The 23,010-nt window shown below is 66.2% G+C and carries 25 protein-coding genes; 11 read left to right on the top strand and 14 right to left on the bottom strand.

Going from position 1 to position 23,010, the window contains the following annotated elements; genetic code table 11:
- Positions 1 to 9 precede the first annotated feature (9 nt).
- On the bottom strand, positions 10 to 1,437 hold the full coding sequence (locus tag IU450_RS24965; protein WP_228835037.1) for a serine hydrolase domain-containing protein: 1,428 nt from the start codon (positions 1,435 to 1,437) through the stop codon (positions 10 to 12).
- A gap of 315 nt (positions 1,438 to 1,752) precedes the next feature.
- Between IU450_RS24965 and IU450_RS24960 the strand changes: the two genes are divergently transcribed.
- Positions 1,753 to 2,796, top strand: coding sequence for a glycerophosphodiester phosphodiesterase family protein (locus tag IU450_RS24960; RefSeq protein ID WP_324197808.1), 1,044 nt, complete (start codon positions 1,753 to 1,755; stop codon positions 2,794 to 2,796).
- 15 nt (positions 2,797 to 2,811) lie between these two features.
- On the opposite strand, the gene IU450_RS24955 is transcribed toward IU450_RS24960, so the two are convergent.
- Positions 2,812 to 3,504 carry a type 1 glutamine amidotransferase domain-containing protein gene (locus IU450_RS24955; protein WP_195152161.1) on the bottom strand — a complete coding sequence of 231 codons (693 nt, stop codon included), beginning with the start codon at positions 3,502 to 3,504 and terminating at the stop codon, positions 2,812 to 2,814.
- A gap of 354 nt (positions 3,505 to 3,858) precedes the next feature.
- Here IU450_RS24955 and IU450_RS24950 point away from each other — a divergent pair, with 354 nt between their 5' ends.
- Positions 3,859 to 4,533 carry a PAS and ANTAR domain-containing protein gene (locus tag IU450_RS24950; RefSeq protein ID WP_195152195.1) on the top strand — a complete coding sequence of 225 codons (675 nt, stop codon included), beginning with the start codon at positions 3,859 to 3,861 and terminating at the stop codon, positions 4,531 to 4,533.
- Here the strand turns inward: IU450_RS24950 and IU450_RS24945 are convergent.
- Together IU450_RS24945 and IU450_RS24940 are read right to left on the bottom strand one after the other, a co-directional pair.
- Entirely contained in the window at positions 4,530 to 5,939 is a 1,410-nt protein-coding gene (locus IU450_RS24945; RefSeq protein WP_195152160.1) for an aldehyde dehydrogenase family protein, read from the bottom strand. The two genes, IU450_RS24950 and IU450_RS24945, sit on opposite strands and share 4 nt — an antisense overlap.
- Entirely contained in the window at positions 5,939 to 7,030 is a 1,092-nt protein-coding gene (locus tag IU450_RS24940; protein WP_195152159.1) for an AMP-binding protein, read from the bottom strand. The genes IU450_RS24945 and IU450_RS24940 overlap by 1 nt, the downstream gene beginning before the upstream one ends.
- A 415-nt stretch (positions 7,031 to 7,445) precedes the next feature.
- Between IU450_RS24940 and IU450_RS24935 the strand changes: the two genes are divergently transcribed.
- Positions 7,446 to 7,889 carry a hypothetical protein gene (locus IU450_RS24935; RefSeq protein ID WP_228835036.1) on the top strand — a complete coding sequence of 148 codons (444 nt, stop codon included), beginning with the start codon at positions 7,446 to 7,448 and terminating at the stop codon, positions 7,887 to 7,889.
- 250 nt (positions 7,890 to 8,139) lie between these two features.
- On the top strand, positions 8,140 to 9,627 hold the full coding sequence (locus IU450_RS24930) for an FAD-dependent monooxygenase (protein ID WP_324197807.1): 1,488 nt from the start codon (positions 8,140 to 8,142) through the stop codon (positions 9,625 to 9,627).
- 221 nt (positions 9,628 to 9,848) lie between these two features.
- Here IU450_RS24930 and IU450_RS24925 read toward each other — a convergent pair whose 3' ends face one another.
- Positions 9,849 to 10,259 carry an RICIN domain-containing protein gene (locus tag IU450_RS24925; protein ID WP_195152158.1) on the bottom strand — a complete coding sequence of 137 codons (411 nt, stop codon included), beginning with the start codon at positions 10,257 to 10,259 and terminating at the stop codon, positions 9,849 to 9,851.
- Between the two features lie 510 nt (positions 10,260 to 10,769).
- Between IU450_RS24925 and IU450_RS24920 the strand changes: the two genes are divergently transcribed.
- Together IU450_RS24920 and IU450_RS24915 are read left to right on the top strand one after the other, a co-directional pair.
- On the top strand, positions 10,770 to 11,267 hold the full coding sequence (locus IU450_RS24920; protein WP_195152157.1) for a pyridoxamine 5'-phosphate oxidase family protein: 498 nt from the start codon (positions 10,770 to 10,772) through the stop codon (positions 11,265 to 11,267).
- Positions 11,268 to 11,317: 50 nt separating this feature from the next.
- Complete coding sequence (locus IU450_RS24915; RefSeq protein WP_195152156.1) at positions 11,318 to 11,755, top strand: VOC family protein; 438 nt, start codon at positions 11,318 to 11,320, stop codon at positions 11,753 to 11,755.
- A gap of 76 nt (positions 11,756 to 11,831) precedes the next feature.
- Here the strand turns inward: IU450_RS24915 and sigJ are convergent, their stop codons facing one another.
- Positions 11,832 to 12,722, bottom strand: coding sequence for an RNA polymerase sigma factor SigJ (gene sigJ, locus IU450_RS24910; RefSeq protein ID WP_195152155.1), 891 nt, complete (start codon positions 12,720 to 12,722; stop codon positions 11,832 to 11,834).
- Positions 12,723 to 12,857: 135 nt separating this feature from the next.
- On the opposite strand from sigJ, the gene IU450_RS24905 reads away from it, so the two are divergent.
- The 3 genes from IU450_RS24905 to IU450_RS24895 all read left to right on the top strand — a co-directional run bounded on the left by IU450_RS24905 (position 12,858) and on the right by IU450_RS24895 (position 15,048).
- A complete protein-coding gene (locus IU450_RS24905; protein WP_195152154.1) occupies positions 12,858 to 13,442 on the top strand; it encodes an NADPH-dependent FMN reductase in 585 nt (194 codons plus the stop codon).
- 10 nt (positions 13,443 to 13,452) lie between these two features.
- On the top strand, positions 13,453 to 13,920 hold the full coding sequence (locus IU450_RS24900; RefSeq protein WP_195152153.1) for a YybH family protein: 468 nt from the start codon (positions 13,453 to 13,455) through the stop codon (positions 13,918 to 13,920).
- 63 nt (positions 13,921 to 13,983) lie between these two features.
- On the top strand, positions 13,984 to 15,048 hold the full coding sequence (locus IU450_RS24895; RefSeq protein ID WP_195152152.1) for a dTDP-glucose 4,6-dehydratase: 1,065 nt from the start codon (positions 13,984 to 13,986) through the stop codon (positions 15,046 to 15,048).
- Between the two features lie 302 nt (positions 15,049 to 15,350).
- Here IU450_RS24895 and IU450_RS24890 read toward each other — a convergent pair whose 3' ends face one another.
- Positions 15,351 to 16,523 (bottom strand): epoxide hydrolase family protein, encoded by a 1,173-nt coding sequence (locus tag IU450_RS24890; protein ID WP_195152151.1) that lies wholly within the window; start codon positions 16,521 to 16,523, stop codon positions 15,351 to 15,353.
- A gap of 103 nt (positions 16,524 to 16,626) precedes the next feature.
- Between IU450_RS24890 and IU450_RS24885 the strand changes: the two genes are divergently transcribed.
- Positions 16,627 to 17,196 carry a CGNR zinc finger domain-containing protein gene (locus IU450_RS24885; RefSeq protein ID WP_195152150.1) on the top strand — a complete coding sequence of 190 codons (570 nt, stop codon included), beginning with the start codon at positions 16,627 to 16,629 and terminating at the stop codon, positions 17,194 to 17,196.
- A 134-nt stretch (positions 17,197 to 17,330) separates the two neighbouring features.
- On the opposite strand, the gene IU450_RS24880 is transcribed toward IU450_RS24885, so the two are convergent.
- From IU450_RS24880 to IU450_RS24855, 6 genes are all read right to left on the bottom strand, one after another.
- On the bottom strand, positions 17,331 to 18,191 hold the full coding sequence (locus IU450_RS24880; protein ID WP_195152149.1) for an adenylate/guanylate cyclase domain-containing protein: 861 nt from the start codon (positions 18,189 to 18,191) through the stop codon (positions 17,331 to 17,333).
- Positions 18,192 to 18,285: 94 nt separating this feature from the next.
- Positions 18,286 to 18,531, bottom strand: a complete 246-nt coding sequence (locus tag IU450_RS24875; RefSeq protein ID WP_195152148.1) for a hypothetical protein — start codon at positions 18,529 to 18,531, stop codon at positions 18,286 to 18,288.
- 12 nt (positions 18,532 to 18,543) lie between these two features.
- Complete coding sequence (locus IU450_RS24870; RefSeq protein ID WP_195152147.1) at positions 18,544 to 19,230, bottom strand: SDR family NAD(P)-dependent oxidoreductase; 687 nt, start codon at positions 19,228 to 19,230, stop codon at positions 18,544 to 18,546.
- 51 nt (positions 19,231 to 19,281) lie between these two features.
- A complete protein-coding gene (locus IU450_RS24865; RefSeq protein ID WP_195152146.1) occupies positions 19,282 to 19,674 on the bottom strand; it encodes an ester cyclase in 393 nt (130 codons plus the stop codon).
- Positions 19,675 to 19,806: 132 nt separating this feature from the next.
- Positions 19,807 to 20,415 (bottom strand): TetR/AcrR family transcriptional regulator, encoded by a 609-nt coding sequence (locus IU450_RS24860; protein ID WP_195152145.1) that lies wholly within the window; start codon positions 20,413 to 20,415, stop codon positions 19,807 to 19,809.
- 108 nt (positions 20,416 to 20,523) lie between these two features.
- A complete protein-coding gene (locus tag IU450_RS24855; protein ID WP_195152144.1) occupies positions 20,524 to 20,961 on the bottom strand; it encodes a MarR family winged helix-turn-helix transcriptional regulator in 438 nt (145 codons plus the stop codon).
- 79 nt (positions 20,962 to 21,040) lie between these two features.
- Between IU450_RS24855 and IU450_RS24850 the strand changes: the two genes are divergently transcribed.
- A complete protein-coding gene (locus IU450_RS24850) occupies positions 21,041 to 22,282 on the top strand; it encodes an epoxide hydrolase family protein (RefSeq protein ID WP_195152143.1) in 1,242 nt (413 codons plus the stop codon).
- 23 nt (positions 22,283 to 22,305) lie between these two features.
- On the opposite strand, the gene IU450_RS24845 is transcribed toward IU450_RS24850, so the two are convergent.
- Positions 22,306 to 22,980 (bottom strand): GntR family transcriptional regulator, encoded by a 675-nt coding sequence (locus IU450_RS24845; protein ID WP_324197806.1) that lies wholly within the window; start codon positions 22,978 to 22,980, stop codon positions 22,306 to 22,308.
- Positions 22,981 to 23,010 lie beyond the last annotated feature (30 nt).

The raw sequence follows: 23,010 nt of genomic DNA, 5'->3' as shown, positions 1-23,010 counted from the left end.
CGGGAACGGTCAGGCGCGCCGGGTCAGGCGGCCGCCGCCGTTGCGGAAGCGCGCCCGGCCGTCGCGGACGTCGTGGTAGGAGACCAGCAGCAGTCGCAGGTATCCGTCGAACGTCTCGAGTGGGTATCCGGCGGGCGCGAAGAGGCCCGGCCGGATCGGCACATAGCGCTGCGGCGGGGCGGAGGTCGCGCCACCGGCGAACGCGGTGAAGATGCGCTCCTGCGATTCGTCCGCCGGTTCGTAGGTCACCCGCTCCTCGAGCTGACCTTCGACGACGCTGACGTCGATGCGCAGCTGATCGGAACGATACGTGCCCACATAGGGGGTGAGATCGACTTCCTGCGCCGATGCGCTCACCAGCGGAGGGATCCGGACGCCGAGGTGCTCGCGCAGCAGCCGTTGCAGGAGCTGGTCCTGCAGCATGATGGCGTCCGGGGTGTTACCGAAGGCAGTGAACACCAAGTCGTGTTCGGGCACGACGCACAGGATGGACACCCCGCCGGGTGAGGCGCCCGACATGGCCAGGACCGTCGTGTCGCCGAACGGGTAGCGCACCCAGCCCAGGCCCATCGGCGGGACGTTCGGGGTGGCCATGTCGTAGGCGACCTGCTGCATCAGCGCGGTCGACTCGGCCGACAGAACGCGTGTGCCGGAAGGGGACACACCGCCCGCGAGGTGGGTGCGGCCGAAGGCGAGCAGGTCGGCGACGGTGCCGATCGGCGTGCCGCCGGCCGGCCCCCAGGTGTCGGGCAGCGTGAACATGCCGGTGGGCTCGGCCGCCATGCTGTCCGGGTTCAGGAAGTGCCCGACAGCGGTGCTGCGCAGGATGGCCTGCTCGGCGGAAGTGCTCGAGTGTGTCATGCCGACGGGGGCGTAGACGTCGCGTTCGAGCAGTTCGGGGAAGGGCAGGCCGGTGACGACTTCCAGCAGGCGGCCCGCGACGATCATGCCGCCGTTGGAGTAGCTGAGCTGCTCACCGGGTTCGAACAGGGTGCCGCCGCTCTCGGCGAGCCCCTCGACGTAGGTCTTCAGGGCGTCGCGGCCTCCGGCGTCGGGGAAGAACAGGTCCGCGTCGATGCCGTTGGTGTGCGAGATCAGGTGCCGGACCAGGATTTTGTCCGCCGCCCCCGGCACGGTCAGGGCGAATTCGGGCAGATACCGCACCACCGGCGTGTCCAGGTCGAGGAGTCCGCGCTCGACCTGCTGGAGGACCAGCGTGGTGGTCAGGACCTTGGTCACGGAGCCGAAGAGGAAACCGGTGTCTTCGAGCATCGGTGCGCCGGTGGCGACGTTCGCCGTGCCGTGGGCGACAGTGATCTGCTCGCCTGCGTGGTGGATACCGGCGACGAAGCCAGGGACATTGTTGGCCTCGCAGTAGGCGGCGGCCTGCTCGCGGATCCGAGCTTCGACGGTGTGCAGCGCGTTGTCGTTGTTCATGCGGACCATCGTCGAACCCTGCCCCTGGGGCAAGGTCAAGCCCGGAACGAAGACGGGAACGGGCACGCGTTCAATCGCATCAATGCGAGGGGGCGGCAGCCGATCGTTCACTGGGCCGACTCACGTCACGACCCGCTCACACGCGACCGATCGACACACAGACGCCGTTGAGCCGCAAGGATTTTCGACGTTCCACGGCAAGGGCTCGGCCGGTGCTCGATTCGAACCGCACAACTCCGTTCACCGCATTTTCACCCGCAGGTGGCCGCCCACCGGCAGGATGACACGGTGCGGCGATTGTGCGCGGTGAGTGCGGTGGTGGGGCTTCTTGCGGCCTGCGGCCTGGCGGCCGGAGCGAATCCGGTGTCGGCCGGTGGTCCGGCCGCGTTCGATCTGCAAGCTCATCGGGGTGGGCTGGGGCTGGTCGCGGAGAATACGCTGCCTGCCTTCGCGAACGCGTTGGAACTCGGGGTGAGCACCCTGGAATTGGACGTGCAGATCACCGCCGACGGATACGCGGTGGTCACCCACGATCGAGATCCGAGTCCGGCGAAGTGCGTCGACACGGCGCCCGCCGTTCCCGGCGACCCGAAGTTTCCCTATGTGCCCGCGACCACCTACATCCGGGATCTGACTCTGGCCCAGGTACAGACGATCGATTGCGGCTCCGTGCCATCGGCGGATCACCCCGGGCAGCGGAGGGCGCCGGGAGCGCGAATGCCGCTACTGGCCGAAGTGTTCGACCTGGTGCGGGCCTACCGCGCCGATCAGGTGACGCTGAATATCGAGACCAAGGTCGAGGCCGCCGCCCCGGAGCAGACCGCCCCGCGCGAACAGTTCGTGGACGGCGTGGTCGCGGAGATCCGCCGGGCCGGAATCGAACGCCAGGTCACCGTGCAGAGTTTCGACTTCGGCACGCTGACGCGTATCCGGGAGGTGGCGCCCGAACTCCCGATCATCGCCTTGACCGACGGCCAGCCGAAATTGCAAGCCGGAGCACCCGGTGGATCGCCGTGGCTGGGCGGCATGGACATCGATGACTTCCCCGGATCGTTGCAAGAGAAGTACGTCGGCGCCGCCGCGTCCATCGGCGCCGCCGCGGTCTCGCCGGTGCACGGCAGCCCACAGAACGGCGCCGTCACCGACCCCGGTTACCAGCCTTTCACCACCGTCGACCTCGTACGCGCCGCACACCGCGACGGCATGCGCGTGGTGCCATGGACGGTCGACGACCGCCCGACCATGGCCGCGCTGCTCGACATCGGCGTGGACGGCCTCATCACCAACCGGCCGGACGTGCTGCGCACCCTGCTGGCCGAGCGCGGCTACCAGCTGCCGGCGGAGTATCACCGCCCCTGAGACGCCGACGCGTGGCTAGAGCTTCTTCAGCAGTTCGTCGGCCACACCTGCCGAGGAAGCCGGGTTCTGGCCGGTGATCAGCGTACGGTCCACCACTACGTTCGGGGTCCACGGATCGGCCTCGCGGAAGTCCGCGCCGATCGCGACGAGCCGATCCTGGAGCAGCCATTCGGCCTTGTCCGCGAAGCCTGCTTGGGCCTCCTCGGCGTTGGTGAAGCCGGTCAAGGTGTAGCCGGCGAACGTATTGGCTCCGTCGCCCTCGGTGGCGGCGAGCAGAGCAGCAGGCGCGTGGCACACCACCGCCAACGGCTTGCCCGATGCCAGGACGGTGCTCAGCAGCCGACCGGAATCGGCGTCGACCGCCAGATCTTCCATCGGGCCGTGCCCGCCGGGATAGAACACCGCGGCGTAGTCGGCGGGGTCCACCTTCGCCAGGGCGACGGGGTTGTTCAGCTCGGCGCTCGTGGAGATCACCTGCGCGCGATGGTCGGCGGTCTCCTGGCCGCCGTTGGCCTCGGGCGCGAGGCTGCCCTTGTCCACACTCGGAACGACACCACCGGGGGTGGCCACCACGATCTCGTGACCCGCCCCTTTCAATTTCTCGAAGGGCACCACGAATTCCTCTGCCCAGAAGCCGGTCGGGTGCTCGGTCCCATCAGCCAAGGTCCAGTGGTCGGCGCCGGTCATCACGAAAAGGATCTTCGACATGTCAGTTGTCTCCGTCGTCCGGAACCTGGTCGGTCAGGTTCGATCATCGCGTCCTGCCGCGCTGGTCCGAGCGCTGTCGCCCGTGGGCGACCTGCCATCTCGCGCCGGAAACGTCAGCGACGACACTGTCGACGCTAGCTCTCCCGTTCCATGGCCAGCCAATAGAATCGCCTATTTCGGACATCGGAATTCCGATGGGTGGTTCCGGCTTCGATCGTGCGCCGACAATCGTTGCCTCGGCCACTACGGCGGGCCTGCCCAGGTCCATCGCCGAGTTTTGAGGTGCTTGCCACAGGACGCCGTACCCCTGCCTGACCTGGGCTGCGGCCGAGCCATACTGGACGGGTGACTGAAATGGGACAACGCGAGCAGCAGACTGCACGCGAGATGCTCGGCGGTTGCCCCGACATCGGCAGCTTTCGCTTCTGGTTCGCCGATCAGCGGTGGGAATGGTCGGACGACGCCGCCGCGATCCATGGTTACGCGCCGGGAGAAGCCGAGCCGTCCACCGAACTCTTGCAGCGCCACCAGCACCCCGACGACCGCGAGCGAGTCGCCGCGGTGCTGGCCGAGGCCGTCGAGACCGCTACGCCGTTCTGCACCCGCCACCGGATCATCGACACCGACGGCGAGACCCACGACGTGATCGTCATCGGTGACCGACTGTTCGACGAGCAGGGCACCGTGGTGGGCTCCTCGGGTTACTTCATCGACGTCACCGAGACGCTCGAGGGCAACCTCCAGGAAGCCCTCGACGACCTGCTGCCCGACGTGATCGACGCCCGCGCGGTGATCGAGCAGGCCAAGGGCGTCGTGATGTTCGTCTACGGCGTCAGCGCCGACCACGCCTTCCGGGTGCTGCGCTGGCGCTCACAGGAGACCAACGTCAAGATCCGCACCCTGGCCGAGCAGCTCGTCGCCGACGTCGTCGCGATGGGCGGTGCGCTCGTGCAGCAACGCACCCGCTTCGACCATGTCCTGCTGACCGCCCACCACCGGATCGCACCGCCGGAATCCGTCGCGGACTAGAGAACGGGTGCGACCGGACCGTTCGCCGCCTGCACCGAACGGATCATTCCTTTGGTGCGCATGAGGAACTCGCCGAGGTAGCTGTCGTGCGGGACGCCTGGGCGCAGCCACGTGGTCGGATTGTCGCCCAGGTAGAGGTTGGTGATCGTCGGCTCGTCCAACAGTGCGTCGATGAGGTCGCGGCGCTGGGTCATCGCGGTGAGAACCAGGGAATCGCGCAGCGGGGCAACGCCGTCGTCGGGTGACCACGGTCCTACCCACACGCAGGGGAATGCGAGCTCCACGCCGAGCTGCGGCGCGGTGGGGCTGCCGACGAGATGCACGGCGGGACGCAGCACCGCCGCGCCGGGCGACACCTCGTCCACGATGGTGTCCCCGCCGAGCAGTGGGCGCGCCTCCCCCGCCACCCGACGCAGATAGCGGTCCATCGCCGCCGCGGATTCGGTGGGCTGGACGGTGAGAATCGCGTCCGGGTGCTCGGGCGGCAGACTGGGGATGGCGCCCAGCTCCGCTGCGAGTGCCAGCGCCAGCGGTTCCGGATCGCCCTCGACCAGCACCGCGGTGGTGCAGGTGCACGCCGTGCCGCCCAGATGACTCACCGACTCGGCGATCAGCGTGATCTTCTCCCGCCAGTCCACGTCCGAAGTCACCAGGATCTTCGAGCGCCCCGGTCCCTGGGTGAGTACCCGCGCACTGCCGCCGTATTTGTCGACCACCTCCTGTCCGCCGTAGACGATCGCGAAGTCCGATTCCGCGACCAGCACGTCGGCGGCCTCGTAATCGGTCGGCAGCAAGGTCACCAGTTCCGGCGGCAAACCGGCCATGCGCAGAGCGCTGACCAGACGAAAAGCGGTGTAGGGCTCCCGCGTCGACGGCCGTACCGCCACCTTGTAGCCGAGGGCCAGCGCCTCGGGCCACAAGCCGTGCACGGCGGGGGTGTTCCCGGCCGCGTGCACGGCGAACAGGTCGCCCTTGCGCGTCCAGACGGCACAGCCTCCGAGCGTGCGCCGATCCTGCCAATCCGCCACCGCGCCCTTCGGCATCGCCAACTCGAGGGTGGCGCGCTGCTCACGCAGCACCTCGGCCACCCATTGCACCGATTGGCGTACGACGCCCAGCGGCACACCCGATGCGACGCAGACCAGCTGCGCGTATTCGTCGGGTCCGAGCCCACCGATCTCGGCTTCGGTGAACAGGCCGGCCGCCCGTTCGAGCACCGCGAAACGCTCGGCGGCGGGCAGCACGGGCGCCTTGCGCATCGCCGTCAGCGCCCGCCGCACGTAGAGCGGCGGCACCTGAGAGATCTCCCCGATCACAGCTCCGGACAACGTCGTCAGCGGCTTGCGGTCGCGGGCGCGATAGCTGCCCTGCGGACCCAGTGCGTCGATGTGCACGAACTCGCCCATCAGTACACCCCCTCGATCACTTCGGCGCCGCCGAAGGAGGTCATCGGTGCGACGTCGGCGACCGAGCAGCCGAAGCCGTCCTTCGGCGCCTCGACCTTCATAGCCAGGTCCCGTTCCGGATTGTTGGGCAGCAGAGCGTATTTCGTCAGATGATGCATCACGACCTGCCCACGCTCGCCGTAGCCGACGTCTTCGCCGCTCTCCGGGTCCACCACCTCGAACGCCAAGTAGGGGCTCGGCGGATCGAAGACCGGCAGCCCGTCGGGGCGCTCCTCGTCGCGCTCACGGGACATGCCGAGGATGGTGGTGCTGCCGTAGAGCCCTTTGAGCGGGATGCCGGGAAATATCTCCTGCCGGAAGATGTCGCGGGTGTCGGCGTTCATGTGCGCACCGCTCCAGCAGATGAACTTGATCTTCCGGCGGATCTGCTCCACCAGGTCGTCGCGGCGCGCTATGCGTTCCAGCAGCGGCGGCGTTGCGATCAGGATGCCGACCGACTGGGTGGTGAGGATGTGCGCGACCTGGTCGACGACGTGCTCGGCGTACCGCTCGGTGTTCTCGGTGTCGCCGCGCGCGATCATCTGCTTGATCCAGCGCGGGTCGAGGTCGATGGTGAACCGCACGCCGTGCTGCCTGCGTGCCCGGCGTTCGGCGAACTCGCCGAACATGTGCGGCCCGCTCGGTGCCACGGCCAGGGTGTTCACCGTGCCGAGTCCGGCGTAGTGGTGCTCGTCCCAGCCGAGCGCGAACTCCATCCAGCGGTCGAACATGACGAAACGTTTCGGCGCACCGGTGGTGCCGCCGCTCTCGAAGACCCCCGCGATGACGCGGTCGGCGCCCTCCAGCCCGCGGGGAATCAGGTCCTCGACCGCGACAGTGCGGAACTCGTCGATGACGTTGGGAAAGCGGCGCAGATCCGCGAACGTCCGGATGTCGGCGACCGGGTCGAAATCCAGCGTCCGCGCGCGGCGCAGCCAGTACGGACTACCCGTCTCCTCGCTGAAATGCCAGGCCAGCACGGCGCGCAGGTACTCCTCCGCGTCGATCATCGCGTAGTCGTGTGCGGCGAGGTCCAGGATTACGGGGCGCATGCGCGGCCTCCAGTGATGTGCCCCGAATCGGGGTATTCAGCTCGAACGCCGCAATCTTCTCCCGCCCCGGCCGACGACAAACGCGGTGCCGCGCAGTTCGATCCGTCGATAGGACACACTTATGGAGCGAATTCGCCACAAGTTCTGTGCCATATGACCGACATCCAAGCCGGCCCTTCTTCTGCTCGACCGGCTGGGCGTGACCACCGACGACCTGCTCAAAAGTCACGATCGAGGCCCGGTACCCGCGTTCGCGCAGTGCGTAGCGCCCGGCGCCGCGCGGCCGCCGCGGACGCCGGGATCTGCGCGCGCGCCGTGTCGGCGGAGGCGTGCACCTGGAAGCGGACTCGATGCGGGTGGACCCGGCTCGCCACCCTTCCTGCACGTACGCCGCCGCGCACGGGCGGAAATGCACGTGCGCGTGGACACCTCGGTCATCCGGTCGACGGGCCTACCGCGTGGCTGCCGGGACACCCTTGTCCCCGCGGCCATGCAGCACTGCCACGAAGAACTGGTCCACGTGGGCGACACCGCCGAGAACCCGGCGATGGGATTGCGGGGCCGAATCCTGGCCCAGGTGGCGTGGGCCGAGGAGCATCCCGACCTCTACAAAGTGCTCCACGAGAGCAAGGTCCATCGCCGCCTCGGTATGCCGTTCAAGGAGGTGCTGGTGGCCCGCACGAGGTCAGCCGTGCAGCGCTGCATGGCCGCCGGCCTCGCCCCGGCCGACGATCCGGCGACGGTCACCCCCGACCTTCGCCACCGGCTCCCTCCGCCACGGAGTACGCGGGCGTCCTCGGATCGAACAGCAGTAGGGAATGCGGCGGCGATTATAGATAGTCGACGCGGCGCCTTCTAGAGCGCGGCAAAACCGCGTAGACTTCGAGCAGGTCGGGACTGTATCTGGAGCCCTATCATGTTCGAGAGAAAGAATTCACACACGAAGTTCGCCCGGTTGGCGGCCGCCGCCGGTATGGCCGCTGTTGCTGCGATTCCGGTCGTCGTAACTGCGGCGCAAGCGCCTAGTGCGCAAGCAACGACGCCCACGTCTGCAACTCAACTCGCCGACAGCCCTGGTTGGGGTTGGGGTCGTGGCGACGGTTGGGGTCGTGGCGACGGTTGGGGTCGCGGCGACGGTTGGGGTCGCGGCGACGGTTGGGGTCGCGGTGGCGGCTGGGGAGGAAATCCCGGCTGGTGGAATTGGTGGCCCGGCTGGGGTGGCTGGGGCAGCTTCTAGCGCCGGTGATCCGAGCCCGGACACGCACAGCGTGCCCGGGCTCGGTCGCATCGAGTACCGATCATGTGAGACCGGGTTCGACAACCGGGCTGGAGCTGGTGACGAGATGAAGATCGTGTGTGTCGGTGGCGGGCCGGCCGGATTGTACTTCGCCATCTCGATGAAGCGACGCGACCCGGCCCATGACATCACGGTGATCGACCGCGATTCCCTCGGGTCCACGTATGGCTGGGGCGTCGTGTACTGGGACGACCTGCTCGACATTCTGTATCGGAACGACCCCGACAGCGCCCAGGCGGTCCGTGCCGGGTCGGTCTTATGGCGAGAACAGGCAATCCACGTGCGCGACAATCAGACTGCACATTTCGGGGGCTACGGGTTCAGCACGGGCCGCGCGGCATTGCTCGACGTACTTTCCCGGCGGGCGAGCGACCTGGGCGTCGATGTCCAGCACGGGCGGGAGGTCCACGATCTGTCCGACTTCGACGACACCGATCTCATCGTCGCCTCCGACGGCGCGAACAGCCGGGTACGGCAGCTGGGTGATCATCGTTTCGGCACGTCCGTCACACTCGGCGAGAACCGATATATCTGGCTCGGTACGGACAAGGTCTTCACCCGATTCACCTTCGCCTTCGAATACACCTCGGCCGGTTGGATTTGGTTCCATGCCTACCCGTCGGTTGCCGAAAGAATCAGTACTTGCATCGTCGAGTGCCAACCGCAGACTTGGCAGGGACTGGGATTCGACTCCCTGGACAACCTGGAGAACTTGCGCGTTCTGGAGAACATATTCACGCGCCCTCTCGACGGTCACTCGTTGATCAGCAAGACACGAGGCAAGTTCGCAAGATGGAGCCGCTTTCCCGAGGTAACCAACAAGACCTGGTATCACGACAACGTCGTGCTCCTGGGCGATGCAGCGCACACGACGCACTTCACCATCGGTTCGGGCACCCGGTTGGCAATCGTCGACGCCGTCGTCCTCGCGCAGAACCTGTACGAGCATGCCGAGGTCGCCGACGCACTGGAGAACTACGATGCGCAGCGGCGCGCTGCGCTGCGCCCGATACAGGCCGCCGCCCGTACCAGCATGGTCTGGTTCGAACACGCCGACCGGTATCTCGACCGCAGCGCCGTGCAGTTCGCCTATGCGATGGCGGCTCGGCACGGGCCGCAAATGCCGTGGCGATACCAGCGACACCTACTCACGCAGGTACCAACTGTGCGCAAGATCCGGCGTGCCATCGACTCCGCACACCGGTGGTGGCGGGCTGCCCGACGGGGGGAACTCGCGATGACAGTGCCCTCGCTACGACGCCGACCCCAACCCACCTCGACCGATCAGTCGATGCTCTGATCCCCGCACAAGCCGGGCACCGACACAGGCGGCAACGATTCAACCACTCGACCGGTCTGCCGCCGTGGAACGACATAGAAACACAGCGGTGCCGACGACAAGGTTCCAGTTGTGGTGGCGCCGCATTTTGCCGTAACTCCCTAGCGCCGGATTTCTCGCGAATCGCGGCCGCGAGCCTGTCCGATCAGTGTTTCCTCTCCGGCGCGACCTGGCCACGACGTTTACACACGCTGGAAGCGCCACGACATGAGACTGCTGGATATGAATGCACCAGGTACCTGGAGTTCGACCCACCTCGGACCGCTCCCGAGCTCCGCGCCGAGGTACATGTCACTGCCGGGTAGGCCCACAGTTGTTCCCCGATCAGGGTCACCAGGTATCTCCCACGTCATCGCAGTATGACCATCACACACGGCATGGGCACCTCTCTCAACCGCAGGGAGTGCGAGCTGAGTGCCCGTGTGTTTGTTGGTGATCTGGAAAGTACCGTTCGCCGTCCTCGTCAGCGTCCAGTACTGCTGGTCGCCCCCACCGAACTTCACGCTCACGCTCCCGTCGTCTTCGACGTTCATGGCGGTGTCGGTGTCGCTCATGTTGCAGATCCGGTATGTGCCTTCGGTCAAATCAGCCATGGTTCGCGTCCTCACTGTGAGCGCGCCGCCACCGAGCCTCGAACCGCCGGTAACGCTGCGCTGATCTCGTAGTCGTCGTCCAAGGCGAATCTCCAAGATCAAGTAAATCAGGATGCTCTCCACATCGGACCGGATTCCGCACACCCGGTAATCAGCATCGGCCTCCACCCATGAAGACCTACCCCGAAGAACGCCATCCGGCGGCGCTGCTGACTCGGCGGGCTGCACACTGTTCGATCCACATCGAACGTCCTGTAATCGGCTACTCAGAGACTGGTGGTAGGGCTCGGTCCAGGCCAGGATCGGATCCAGGTGCCCGGTGGGCTCGGAGTCGCTGGGCGAACCGAAATTGTGTGTGGTGACCCGACTGCCGACGCGCCGCGATGAACGGGTCCGGAAAAAAATCCGGAGATCGATGTGCCGTGGATGTCGAGAACGCTCGGGCGGCTCCGTCTCAGGGCTACGAGCAGCCGAACGGGCCTCTACGACACCGACGAAGGAGCGACCATCATGCAACCGAACGAGATCACCGCGATCCTGAACCGCCCTCTCAGCCAGGAACTCCTGGCCCGCGACCTGCTGCGCATGGCCTACGTCGCCAAGGACGGCACACCCCGCAACATCCCGATCGCCTTCACCTGGAACGGCTCACAGATCGTCGTCTGCACCACGAAGAACGCCCCGAAGCTGCCCTCCCTGCGGCACAACCCCGCGGTCGCGCTGACCATCGACACCGAGGTGCACCCGCCGAAGATCCTGCTCATCCGCGGCCGGGCGGAGCTGGACGTGGTGGACCGGATCCCGGAGGAGTACTTGCAGATGAACGGCAGCTACGAGATGACCCCCGAGCAGCGCCTCGAGTGGGAGGCCGAGGTCCGCTCGCTCTACGACGGCATGGTCCGGATCGTCATCACCCCGACGTGGGTCAAACTGATCGACTTCGAGACCACCCTCCCCACCGCGGTCGAGGAGCTGGTCCAGCAGCGGGCCGAGCGTCAGCACGCCTGAACCGGTCAACCCGGCCGGAATGGGCCGTACGAGTATCAAGGAGAATCTCAATGACGGTCCACCGGATGGATCACGTCGGCATTGTGGTCGAGGATCTCGCGGCTGCTATCGCGTTCTTCGTCGAACTGGGTCTGGAACTGGAGGGCGAAGCAACAGTCGGGGGCCAATGGGCCGACGACCTCCTCGGACTGTACGGCGTCCGAGCGGACATCGCCGTCGTACGGACTCCGGACGGCCCCGGCCGGGTCGAGCTCTCGACGTTCCACTCGCCGGCGACCACCAGCACTGCGCCGAAGGCGCCGGTGAACACCCCGGGCATCCCTCGCCTGACGTTCGTCGTCGACGACGTCGACGACGTCCTCGACCGCCTGCGTGCCCATGGCGCCGAACCCGTGGGCACGGTGGCTCGATACGAAGACATCTACCGGTACTGCTACGTCCGCGGCCCCGACGGCCTCATCATCGGGCTGGTCGAGGAACTCCACTGAAACGACTACGGTTCCCGCGGCAAGGCGTGTTGTGCAGGGCACTCCGCTGGAACAGCTTGTGGATCCGCGGTTCAGTTCAATCGACTGTCCAGGGCCGCAGTTTCTCCGGGTTCCGGATCGCCCAGATGCGTGTGATCCGGCCGTCTGCGATGTCGAAGGCGTAGACCGAGACGATGGTGTCGTCGAGCTGGGCTACCAGGCCCGGCTGGCCGTTCACCGTGCGCTCCACCAGGGTTACCGCGGGACCATGGGTGGCGAGTTCCATCCAGGCGTGGGCCACCTGCTCGCCGCCGTTGATCGGGTCGAGGAAGGCCAGTGCCAGGCCGCCACCGTCGGCCGTCGCGATCGCCTGCGGGTCGAGCAAGCCGATCAGGGCCTCGATGTCCCTTGTTTCCCAGGCGCGTTTGAAATCGCGGACGACCTCGGCGCGCTCGGTGCTCGACGGAGCCTGCGAGGTATCGATGCGGCGGCGGGCACTGGAGGCGAGTTGGCGGCAGGCTGCCGGGGTGCGCCCGACTATGTCGGCGACCTCGGCGAAGGAGTAGCGGAAGACGTCGTGCAGGACGAACGACACCCGCTCGGCCGGCGTCATGGAATCCAGCACAACGAGGAAGGCCATGCTGATCGACTCGTCGAGAGTGACCCGGTCGGCGGGATCGACGAAGTCGGGACCCCCGAGCCATTCGGACCGGCCGGGTACCGGCTCCGGAATCCATTCGCCCACATAATGTTCCCGCCTCACACGCGCCGAGCCCAGCAGGTCCAGGCAGATCCGGCTGGCGACTGTCGTCAACCACGCGCCGGGTGACGCCACCTCCCGCCGCTGCCGCTCCGACAGCGCGTACCAGCGCACGTAGGTCTCCTGCACCACATCCTCGGCCTCGGCCAAGGAGCCGAGTAGCCGGTAGGCGAGATTGATCAGCTGACGGCGTTCACTGATCACTGCGGGCAGGTGCGGGTCGGTCACGGTCGGCTCCTTCGATCTGTGCGTTCCTCACCGAACTAGACGATTCAGCCACCCGATATGTGAGGCGGCCTGACATTCCGGGCGGCTACGTCGTCGGAAGGTCGTGACACTTTCAGCAAACCAGGAGTTGCGGCAATGATCAGAATCGGCATCATCCTCGGCAGTACCCGGCCCAACCGCAACGGCCCGCAGGTCGCCCAATGGGTCCTGGAGTCGGCATCGCGGCGCGGCGACGCCGAATTCGAACTGATCGACCTACGCGACCACCCGCTACCGCATCTGGACGAGCCCGTCGCGCCGATGTTCGGCCCGTCGGTACACGCGCCCACCCGAGCCTGGGCCGAGCGGATCGCCCCGTTCGACGGCTTCGTGATGGTGACCCCGGAGTACAACGGCGGCGCCCCCGGGGTGCTGAAGAATGCCATCGACCACCTGTGCGCGGAATGGACCGACAAGGCGGTCGGATTCGTCTCCTACGGTGTCAGCGGCGGCGCCCGCGCGGTGGCGCAGCTACGGGTGGTCTGCGGCACGCTGGGCATGGCCGACGTGAGCCGTCCGGTGGAGATCTCGCTGCTCACCGATTTCGAGAACCACACCACCTTCACACCGCGCGACCACCACGCCGCCGCCCTGAACAGAACGCTGGACCAACTCATCGCCTGGAGTGCCGCACTCGCACCGCTGCGGGCCGACGCCGACACCACCCTCGTCAACTCCTGAGGAGCCGGTCATGACCGAAGCCAACGACTTCCCATCACGCGCCGACCGCTTCGAGGCGGACGAAGCCGAGATCCGCCGACAAATCGACAAAGCAGTCGACGGACTGCGATCCAAGGATCTCGAAGCCCTGAAACAGCTCTACACAACCGACGTGGTGTCCTTCGATATCGAGCCACCGCTCCAGCACGTCGGGATAGCAGCGAAACTCGAGAACTGGGCGAAAGTGTTCCAAATCTTCGAGCATGTGACCTATGAGGTTCGCGACCTGACGTTCACCGTAGGCGACGATGTCGCATTCGGCCACGCCTTCGCACGCCTGCAGGGCACGCTGAAGACCGGGGCGTCCACAAGCGGCATATGGGTCCGGGTCACATACGGCATGCGGAAAATCGACCAGACCTGGCTGATCGCGCACGACCAAGTGTCGGTGCCGCTCGACATCGCGAGCGGCAAAGGCATGGTCGACCTCGAACCCTGACGGGTCGCGCCGAAGTCTGTCGAGGGCTTCGCGGTTCCGTGGAGTCGGCTACGCTGACCCGTCATGGCCGTCTACCTCGTCACCGGCGCCGCAGGATTCATCGGCGCGAACTACGTGCACTTCCTGCTGGGGCGGGAGCCGGAGGCACGGGTGGTAGCGGTGGACTACATCGGCTTCGCCGGCAACCTGGCCAACCTGGACCCGGTGATCGACCGGATCGACTTCGAGAAGGCTGATATCGCCGATCTCGAGGTGATGGAGGGGCTTTACCGAAGGTATCGGCCGGATTTCGTTGTCAACTTCGCCGCGGAGTCCCACAATGACCGCGCGATTCTCGGCCCGTCGGCGTTCATGCGGTCCAACGCCCTCGGTGCGCAGGTGATGGCCGAAGCCAGCCGTCTGGTCCCGGTGCGTGCACATGTGCATGTGTCGACGATCGAGGTGTACGGGGAGCTGCCGCCCGGCGATGAGTGGTTCACCGAGCGCAGCCCGTTGAACGCGAAGACACCGTATTCGGCGGCCAAGGCGGCGGGTGATCAGATGGTGCGCGCCTACATGGCGACCTATCCCGAGATGAACATTCGCTTGACGCATTGCGCCAACAATTTCGGGCCGTATCAGCTGCCGGAGAAGCTGATCCCCCTGGCTGTGACGAACGTGCTGCGGGGCCGCAAGATCCCTGTCTACGGTGACGGGCTGCAAAGCCGTGACTGGCTGCATGTACTGGATCATTGTGATGCGGTACACCGTGTGTTGCACGCGGAGCTCGGGCCGATCCCGAATGCGGCGGCAACCGATCCTGGGCTGCTGCCGATCTTCGACATCTCGGCGCGGCAGGAGGTGACCAACCTGGAGATCGCCCGCCGGGTGGTGACCGAATTGGGGCTGGACCCGGCGGAGTGGATCGAGCACATCCAGGACCGCCCGAATCATGACCGCCGCTATGTGATCAACCCGGAGAAGCTCGAGAACGAGCTGGGTTGGCGGCCGGTGCGGCAGTTCGAACCGGAGATCGCCGCGACCGTCCGCTGGTACCGCGACAACCGCGAGTGGTGGGAACGCATCCTCGTCGACAAGGGTGAACTCGGGTTCGACTGGAGTAAGGTGAGTGTGGGTTCGGCTCGATAGCCGCAGACCACATCCTCGACGAGGCCACCCACACTGACTGCCACCGCTTCCGGCGGCCCAACAGTCTTACGCGTTGACCGAAACTCGAGGCGCAGAGGGCGTCCAGCGCTCCCGAATGCACGATGATGGCGATCATGTAGCGTTTCGAAACTCATGCAACTGGATCGAATGACCTCAGGGCACACGAGAGAGCGCCGGTTCCGCCCAAATCTACAATCGGGCTGCGGATTTGGGACCCGCCGAGCATTCGACGCGCAGCTCAGATCCTCGTACTGATTCCGAGTCCCGGCGCCCAGCCACGTTCACCGACTGGCGGCCAGCACTGCCGCGAGGCCTTCTTGCAGGTCCGTGACGAAATACTCGGGAACCTCCAGCGACGGGAAATGTCCCCCGGTTTCGGGCGACCTCCATCGGACGATCTGTCGGTACCGCTCCTGTGCCCAGGGGCGCGGACACTTCTCGATGTCGCGGGGATACATCGTGATTGCTGACGGGACGTCGACCCGAAGTTCTGGGTCGAGCGAGTTGTGGCTTTCGTAGTAGATGCGGGCCGACGATGCGCCGGTCCGCGTCAGCCAGTACAGGGTGACGTCGTCGAGAATGCTGTCTCTGGAGATCGTCTCGAACGGGCTGTCTTCGGTATCTGTCCACTCAGCGAACTTGTCGAGGATCCAGGCGAGAAGCCCGACCGGTGAGTCGACGAGCGAGTAGCCGATGGTCTGTGGTCGGGTCGCCTGCTGCTTCGCGTACGCCGCGCGGTGGCGCCAGAAATCGTGGGTTTCCTCGGTCCACCTGCGCTCGACGGCCGTCAGACCGTCCGTTGTCAGCCCGGGCGGCGCCTCCGCGAACGTTGTGTGGATGCCGAGAACGTGCGCCGGGAACCTGCCCCCGAGAACCGTGGTGATATTTCCTCCCCAGTCGCCGCCGTGGGCTGCGAACTTGCTGTAGCCGAGCCTTCCCATCAGTTCCACCCATGCGGCCGCGATCTTTTCGGTTCCCCACCCGGTGGTGGCCGGCTTGTCGCTGTAACCGAAGCCTGGTAGCGACGGAACCACGACGTGAAACGCGGGCGCGTCTGCATCTTTCGGATCTGTCAACTCGTCTACTACCTCGATGAACCGAGCGATGCTGTCCGGCCAGCCGTGCGTCAAGATCAGAGGAGTGGCGTCTGCGCGCGCGGATCGGCGGTGCAGGAAGTGGATTCCCAGATCGTCAATGGTCGTGCGGAACTGGCCGATACGGTTGAGGCGCTCTTCGAACGACCGCCAGTCGTACCCGGTGCGCCAGTAGTTCACGACATCGACGAGGTCGGCGAGAGGAACGCCCTGTTCCCATCGGCGAGGGCCGGGCGCGGCGCGATAGACCGTCTCGGCCTCCGGTAGCCGCGCCGCGGCTAATCGCGCGCGCAGATCGTCGAGGTCGGCGTCAGTTGCGTGGGCTTCAAATGCTTGCACGTCGCTGGTTGGACGGGGCATGAGACCTCCTGGCCATCGCGGAACCGGCTACGACCTATTACGAACCGGCTTAGACGGTTCTAACATGTTTCAAAGCCAGCGTGCAACCAGCTAAGCTGGTTCCATGCCTGCTGGGTTTCCCGACTTTCGCCTCGGTACCGTGCTGGCGACCAGCTTCACGGCGACTCTGACGGAGCGTCGTGGCGACGCTGTGGAGCGCATTCCCACGCCGCAGCGACTCATCGACTGGCTGGCAGTGAACGGCCTGGCCGTGGACTCCTGCACCACCGCCCAGCTCGAACGCGCTCGGGAACTGAGGGAATCAATCCACGCCGCCGCGACAGCGACCGCGATCCGAGACGCTCTCCCCGCGTCTGCTGTCCAAGTCATCAATGACTGCAGCATTCAGGGTCGGGCCGCGGCTATCCTGACGCCCGAGGGCAATCGTCAATGGCGACTCAGCTCGGCTTCCTGCGTCGAAGATGCCCTAGGCGTAATCGCCGCCGACGCGATCAGCATCATCGCAGGCGAACGAGACGGAAAATTGGCCTTGTGCGCATCGCCAACCTGCCGAGCCGCCTTCTTCGACACCAGCCAAAGTCGCACCCGCAGATGGTGTGACATGAACACATGCGGGAATCGTCAGAAGAAGGCGCGCTTCAATGCGAACCGGCGCAAGAACACCAGCGGCTGACAACACTCGACAATAGTCTCCGGTCATGCCGCTGGGTGAGCGTTCACCACACTGCGCTGATCGAGCTGCGCTCGGGTAAACGAGCCACGCCGCCCAAACGCCATCGTCGAATCCAGCCGCCAATTCCGGTACGGCTAGGTGCCCGGCGGCGGCACGGCGGGCGCCACAGGTCGGCGCGCCGTTGGCGAGCGGTGGGCCGGTCCGTTCGCACTTTCGACCGCGTAGAGGCGGTGGGTTCCGTCGAAGCCTTTCAGTTCGACTTCCTGTGCGGCGGTGATGACGATGTCGGGCTGGTCGTGCACGGCGGACTTCACGTCTTCGCTGATGAGGATTTCCCCGCCGTGTGCCTGTCCGGCTACCCGGGCGGCCATCGCCACGTTTCGCCCGAACAGGTCGTCGCCGCGGCGAACCGACTTGCCGGAATGGATGCCGATACGCACTCGAATTTCCTCGCGGCCAACGGATTTCGGGACGACACCCCCGAGTGAGCGCTGCACATCCAAGCTGCACCGCACGGCAGGCTCGGCCTCGGCGAAGGCGATCATGAAGCCGTCTCCCTGGCCCTTCACCACGTGCCCACCGTGCGCTGCGACGAGTCTGCGGATCAGCCGGTCGTGGCGGTCGAGCAGCTTGACCCACGCCCGATCACCGAGCTGCTCGTTGAGCGCGGTGGATCCTTCGATATCGGAGAACACGATCACGACATGACCGTCAGGGGTCAACCGCGCCAGATCCGGTCGTTCCACCTGAGCCCACCCCGCCAGGTCTTCGATCGAGGTCAGTACCGCTCCCCGGAAACCCTTCTCACGCAGCAGATTCGCAGTCTCCCACACTGTCTTCACCGCTTCCCGGCCACTGGTCATCAGCAGTTGACGCGTCTCGACCCTTCGCTGGAGTTCCTCGCGATCGCGGCGGCTACGCACCAGCAGCAACCACAGCACGAGCAGGCCGACCCCCTCCGAGGCGGCAACTACCGCAAGTACGATCTCGATCATCACCGGAATCCGCCGAAAGGGTTGCCCACGAGCGCGTCGCGCATCTGTTCCGCCGCCTTCCGAGTTGTGAGGTGCATCGGTCACGCGCTTTTGGTCAGTATCTCAGCTTCTGCTGCGCAGACTGACTCGTGCCGATCAACTGCTGCCACGCCCGTTGTCGGAGAATATGATGCACATCGGAGTCGCTTCGGAAGCGCTGCACTGGCGCGGCGAGCCAAAGTAAGGCTAGCGCCAGGATCGAGTCGCTTTCGGCGGCATGCCCGCGCCCCTTGGCGTCACGCGAACTCGATTGCTGCGGTTTCGGCACCTGCTTCGCCAGACCCGGCCGTCGATTGCTCATGACCCTGAGCACCTACCAGGGCAATTCGCCGGTTTCGTCCTGGAGCGTTCCGGTCGGGCCGTCCGCGCCGAGGGTCGCGAGATGCACAACACTTCGGGCGCTCTCCTCTGGCGATCGTCCGATTCCGAAGGCTGCGGTCATGTCGGTGGCGGTGGTGCCGGGCTCGACCGCGTTGAACTTGATGCCCGGCTGGGACTTGGCGTACTGGACGGTCAGCATGGTGGCCGCCGCCTTGGACGCGGAGTAGAGCGCCAGCGGCAGGTGGAACTCCGGCCGGTCGGGGTTGTTCACCGCCCAGAACGATCCGGCGCTGCTCGACACGGTCACCACGGTGGGGTTCGAGGATTTGCGCAGCAGGGGAAGCGCGGCCTCGGTGACGCGCACGATCCCCACCGCGTTGGTGTCGAAAACGCGCAGCGCCGTCGGGCCGTCGACCGGGCCGTCCCCGAGGACGCCCGCGTTGTTCACCAGAACGTCGAGCCGGCCCTCGGCCGAATCGATCGTTGCGAGCGCGCTGCGCACCGAGGCGTCGTCGGTCACGTCGAGCTGCACGAATCGAGCGCCGAGCTCCGCGGCGGCCTTCTCGCCGCGCTCGCTGTCTCGCGCGCCGATGTAGACGGTGTGCCCCAGCTCCACGAGCTGCTTGGCGGTCTCGAAACCGATGCCCTTGTTGGCTCCGGTGATCAGTGTGACGGTCATTAATGTTTCCTCTCGAAAGATGCGGCCCGAGCGAGCCGTTGGGCCCGGTGTTCAGCCGGCCAGTTGCCGGAGTAGTCGGCCGGCGTCGTGCAGGGCCGTCATGTGCACGAAGCGCCCGTCGCGGACCTGATAGATGGCGTACTCGCTGATCTCGAAGGAGGCGCCGGTGGGCGCCACCCCGAGCCACTCCTGCACCGGAGTGCCGGTGTTGACCGACCGTGCTGCCAGGCGGTCGCTGTCGAACAGCAGTTCCCGCAGCTCCCAGTGCAGATCCGGAACCGCCTCCACGTCGGCCTTCCGCACCGCGAGCAGGTCGTCCCGGGTGGCAGGCTCACCGTTCAGCGTGGTCCGGTCGGCGATGAACTCGTCCATCCGGTCGAACCTGCGCGCGTTGAGCTGCTCGATGTAGCGCAAGTAGAAGCCGCGCAGATCGCTGTCGGACATCGGATGGCCCCTCGTCGAGTTCCGCATCGATCGATGCGGAACTACCCTAACATATTCCGCATCGATCACTACGGAATAGTTGGTGTGAGAACTCACCGCCCGTGAGGACGCGATGCGATCACCGGGCGGCTGTCAGCAGGGCGGCCAGGCGCGAAGGGTGGCATCGGCGATTTCCTGGAGTTCCTCGCGTTCGACGCCGCTGGCAGCTTGGACGGCGATGCCGTACGCCACGGTGGTGACATAGCGGGCGAGCAGCGCCGGGTCGGCCTCCGCGGGCAGGTCGCCGTCGTCTACGGCGCGCTGGAATCGCTCCCGGACGCGCGAGTGGCCATCGCTGCGCCATGCGACGAGGAGGTCGCGGACTCCGCGCCCGGCGTCGCTGGTGGCCAAGGCGCCCTGGACGCCGAGGCACCCATGGGGATGCGCCGGGCGCGTGGTGGTCCGGATGACGCCCGCCAGGATCGCGGTGGCGACGCCGAGAGCGGTCGGCTCCTCCAAGGCGCGGGCCAGGTATGCGCTCGGCCCTTCGGTGTAGCGCTCCAGCGCCTTGCGGAACAGCTCCTCTTTGTTGCCGAAGGCCGAATACATGCTGGTGGTGGAGATGCCCATCGCGTCGGTCAGGGTGGCCAGGCTGGCTCCCTCGTAGCCCTGCTCCCAGAAGACCAGCAGGGCGCGCTCGAGCGCTTCGTCGGCGTCGAATCCTCGCGGTCGGCCGGTCCGGCGGCGCTGTTCGGTCTCCACCCCCGTAGCCTACCTCTTCCGCATCGATCGATGCAGAACTGCGAACTCGCCGATCCGGCAGGGCAGGCTGCGGCACGTCCGCTCATGCCGTGAGCGAGCGGTAGGCCGTCAGCGCTGTCGCTCCAACTGGGCGAGCCGGGCGAGGGCGGGCAGCGCGGCGGCGAGCGCCCGCCGGTGTGCGGGACTCAACTCGGAGACCATCGGAACCAGGTGCCGGACCCGGTCGTCGCGGCGAGTTTGCCGCACTTGCCTACCAGCCTCGGTGAGGTGCACGATCACGGCCCGTCCATCGCCAGGGTCACGGCGGCGCAGCACCAGCCCGTCGCGCTCCAAGCGCGCGATGAGTTGGGTGATGCCCGGCTGGGTCAGCTGCTCGGTCTCGGTCAGATCGGTCAGCCGCATCGGACCCCGGTGAGCCAGGGTGTCCAGCACCGACAGCGTGGTGAACGGCAGCTTCTCGCGTACCGGGATGCGGATGTAGACGCGGTTGAAGTCCTCGATCACCGCGGCGAAGGCGTCCACGTCGAAATCGTCGATGTCGTCCACATGAGTAACTATATCCCGGACTTATAAAAATTGCTTAAATAATCTGCTTATGTAAATTCGGCACGGCTCAGGAGGCCAGATGAACGACAGAACCCACGATGCCCGACCGTTTCCGTTGACGCCCACGAAGATTCACGTCCCCGACGGCGTGCTCACCGACCTGCGGCAGCGCCTGGATCTGACTCGCCTGCCCGACGATGTCGGCGATGAAGACTGGCACTACGGCGTGCCTCGCAGCTATCTCCAGGAGCTCGTGGACTACTGGCGCAGCGGATACGACTGGCGCGCAGCCGAAGCCGAGATCAACACCTACCAGCATTTCAAGGTCGAACTAGATCGTGTACCAGTGCATTTCATGCGCAGGCCCGGCGTCGGCCCGGATCCGACGCCGCTGATTCTGACACATGGCTGGCCCTGGACGTTCTGGCACTGGTCCAAGGTCGCCGACTTGCTGGCGGATCCGGGGGCGCACGGTGGTGATCCGGCCGAGGCGTTCGACGTGATCATGCCCTCGTTTCCCGGCTTCGGGTTCTCCAGCCCGCTGGCGAACCGCCCGGATGTGAACTTCTGGAAGGTCGCAGACCTCTGGCACACGCTCATGACCGATGTTCTGGGCTACGAGAAATACGGCGCCGCAGGCTGCGACGTGGGCGCGCTGGTCACCGCGCAGCTCGGCCACAAATACGCCGACGAGTTGTATGCCATCCACATCGGATCCGGACTGAAACTCACCCTGTTCAACGGCGATCGTGCCTGGGACTTCAGCGGCGGACTGCCGATTCCCGACGACCTGTCCGCCGAGGCACGCGCACGAATCATGGAGCTGGACAAGCGTTTCGCCGTCCACCTGGCCGCACATCTCCTCGCCCCCAGCACCCTCGCCCACGCGCTGTCCGATTCCCCGGCGGGCATGCTGGCATGGATCCTCGAACGCTGGTTCAAATGGAGCGACAACGGCGGCGACATCGAAACCGTGTTCAGCAGAGACGATCTCCTCACGCACGCCACGATCTACTGGGCCACCAACACCATCGGCACCTCGATACGCCTCTACGCCAACAACAATCGCTACCCCTGGACGCCTTCCCACGACCGCCTCCCGGTCGTGCAGGCCCCCACCGGTATCACCTTCGTGGGCTACGAGAACCCACCCGGCATCAGCACCGCCCAACGCGTCGAACACTTCCGCGCCGGCGACCGCGCCCAGTGGTACAACCACGTCAACCTCACCGTCCACGACCACGGCGGCCACTTCATTCCCTGGGAAATCCCCGACCGATGGACCGGCGACCTACGCCGCACCTTCCGGGGACGACGCTGATACGTAACAAACTCAGCTGGGTGTCACAGTTCCAGTCCGGCCGCAGTCAGGGTGAGGTGCCGGACCAATGTCGCGGCCGCGGTGTCGGCGTCACGAGCCAGTGCCGCCTCTTCCAGTCGGCGGTGTTCGTCGGCGCCGTCGCGGTCGGGGTTGCGGAGGGCCGACCAGCGCCGGGCGAGCTCGCTCGCGGTCCACAGCCGGTCGAAGGTCTCCATTAGGACCGGGTTGCCGCAGCCCTCGATCAGGGTGCGGTGAAAGAGCCGGTGCGATTCGGACCATGCCTCGCTGTAGTGCTCGCCCTCCCCCGGCACGTGCGCCGGAGTGCGGGCCAGGCGGTGGTGGGCGGCTCGCACGCGGGCCTCCCAGTCGAGGTCGCCGCGCTCGATGGACAGGCGCAGCAGGACCGGTTCGATGGTTCGGCGGGCCTCCGCGATCTCCTGCCAGCGGCGGTCGGAGAAGGCGGGAACGGCGAAGCCGCGGTTGGGTAACCGGTCGGCGAGGCCCTCGCCGACCACCCGCACGAGCGCCTCGCGGACGACGGCCAGACTCACGTCCATCTTCTTCGCCAGATCCTGCGGCTTGAGGGCTTGGCCGGGAGCGTATTCCCCGCGCATGATCGCGCCCCGCAGGTGCACGTAGACCTGCTCGGAGAGCATCTTCTTCCCTGGTGCGTCCGGAGCGCGCGGTGTCTCATACACCCCCACATCATAGATGATCTGGCAAATAAT

Origin of the sequence: Nocardia abscessus, assembly GCF_015477775.1 — a bacterium.
Lineage (GTDB): Bacteria > Actinomycetota > Actinomycetes > Mycobacteriales > Mycobacteriaceae > Nocardia > Nocardia abscessus_A.
The sequence above is the reverse complement of the archived record's forward strand: the minus strand, read 5'-3'. Positions and strand labels throughout refer to the sequence as shown.